General features: G+C 40.9%; 2 protein-coding genes. Both read right to left on the reverse strand.

Features of this window, described 5'->3' with window-relative positions; all coding sequences use genetic code 11:
- Positions 1–119: 119 nt before the first annotated feature.
- The gene (locus tag B9J84_RS05010) at positions 120–971 is read right to left on the reverse strand and encodes an AraC family transcriptional regulator (protein ID WP_094123676.1); all 852 of its coding nucleotides are present in this window, start codon (positions 969–971) and stop codon (positions 120–122) included.
- 92 nt (positions 972–1063) lie between these two features.
- Positions 1064–1885 carry a GNAT family N-acetyltransferase gene (locus B9J84_RS05015; protein ID WP_017047841.1) on the reverse strand — a complete coding sequence of 274 codons (822 nt, stop codon included), beginning with the start codon at positions 1883–1885 and terminating at the stop codon, positions 1064–1066.
- Between the last annotated feature and the right edge of the window lie 338 nt (positions 1886–2223).

The following is a 2223-nucleotide window of genomic DNA, read 5'->3' on the forward strand; positions in this document are numbered from 1 at the left end:
TTTCCATTAGTATCGTATCCGCTAACAGGGATTTGGACAGAGCGAGCTAAAATAATTACGTCAATACTTTCACTTTAAATTAGGTTCTGTAATGCGTTAGTGCCCATTGAATAGTTCCATCAGCCTAACTTTGATTTTGAACTAACACCACCATAGACATCAATCGTCAACCCTCGCTCTTTCTCATAAGTTTTAGGTGTAAAGCCAAGCTGTTTTTTAAGGTGGCGGATCAAGTGAGGTTGATCACTAAAACCAAATTTGAAGACAACTTCAACCCAATCTAGTTCAGTCGATTCACGTTGATAGAGATACTCTAGCATTGCTTCTAATCTATTCATCGACTGGCACTGTTTAAGGGTAAGCCCTGTGGTGCGTTGAAAGCTTCTTTCTAGGGTTCTTTGTGAACAATACAGTTTTTCACCCAGCTCAGATATCGTACTCTGGTCTAGATGTTTAAGTACATTGCGAGTGATTTTACTGTGCTGATCTTCGGTGCACTGTTCCAACCAAGGCGACAGCATCGTATCTAACTGCTCTACACACTGCTGTGGATTAGTTCGAGCCTGTTCAATCAGTTTGCTTTCATCCATACCTAATTGCTTGAACAATGTTGAGTCTTCCACTGACTCCACTTCATCTAGTGCCAAAGGATTGGTAGAAAAATCGGGTAAACAGTAAAGAGCGCCGACACGAAACTTGATACCAAGATGAACAAATGGCTTAGAGTGATCTAATTCAAAGGTCTGCCGATGTGGATAAAGCCAATGGCTGCCTTCTCCCTTCGCTATGCTCGGGTTCAGGTCATAAGAGTAGGCTTGATTGTGAGGTGAAAGAATCAAATGTGCCGATGGGTCAGGGTTGAGCTTTGGGAATTGATAAGTCTCTGAATCAGGGCACTTATCAATCAACCAATAGCATTCTACATATTGGGAAACACATGGTGAGTTTGGCGACTTTAGCCAATGGATCATAACCATTTCCGTTAGGTTTATTGATTAAGGGTACTATAAGTCAGATCGTCGTAAACAAAAATCCCCCTTACCACAGCAAGAGGGATAACAAGTTATTTGTTGTTAAATTCAACCTGAACAATGCGGTTTGAAGATGATAAACCCGCACGTTTAATAGCTTTTTGTGCACCTACATTAATGCTCTCAGTAGAACAGATAGGCGTTAAACCACGCTGATTAGCTGAGTTGACTAACCATTTAAGCAGTTGAGTAGCAATGCCTTTTCCACGTTGTGATTGAGCGACAATCATGCCAAGGTCTGCATATTCCGTTTGGTACTCATCAGACAGACGGCACTCGCCTGTTGCAATAAGTTCATTCTCGCTCCAGTAACCGAATAACTCTTTACGATCAATCAGGTTACCAAAGTAGCCTGTAAGCCACTGCTCTGGTGCGCCAATAGTAGTGGCTGCAAACTCAACAAACTGCTCCAGTTGCTCTGACTCTGCTAGCTTTAGTTCAAACTCTGGGATAATGCTTTGCTTACTCGCCTCTTTTTGCTTGTACATCAGAGAATTAACCTTCACTGCTGATGCGTTATCAAGGCTAAGTGACAGATATTGCGGCTCTGCTGTACTGACAAATGCACCATTTACAGCCCCAATGATTGAGCTATTTTGTTCTGCGATAAGCGTGAAAAGTTCTTTTGCATCCATTTTAGCATCATTACTCAAGTAGAACTGCAACATATAACCTTCACCATTGATGCAGCAGTATCCAACTAGGATTTCTTGCTCATAAAACCCAAAGTGTGTAGACATGGGTACAAATCCAAAGTGCCACATACCATCAAGCGGTGCTGTTGATTGTGCAAAATATGCTTGCTTTAGTGTGCTGATTTCTTCTAGATTTTCTATTGGTTTAATTTCTAACATCGTTTTTTACCTAATTTTTTTGATTTACTGGAAAGCTTTACACCTTTATCTAAGAAGTGCCTCGCTTTCGGATGTCACACATAATAAGCAATGTCCGCTCGCTAAGATTGAACAAAAACGACAATGTTTAAATCGGTTTTTTAGATGTTGGGCTAAGTTCGAACTAAGTGATCCTCATAAGCAATTAGCATCTTATTGAAGGTGTTTTCAAATAAGGATTAGTAATCGATTACTGCTGCTAATGAAACACGCTGTAGGGCACAAAATGAATTGTAGAAGGCAATTTAGTAAGCCATGGGTGTGTCGCCATGCACATCCTTAGCGATGGTCTATCCAAC

It is taken from the genome of Vibrio sp. V03_P4A6T147 (assembly GCF_002241085.1).
Classification (GTDB): Bacteria; Pseudomonadota; Gammaproteobacteria; order Enterobacterales; family Vibrionaceae; genus Vibrio; species Vibrio anguillarum.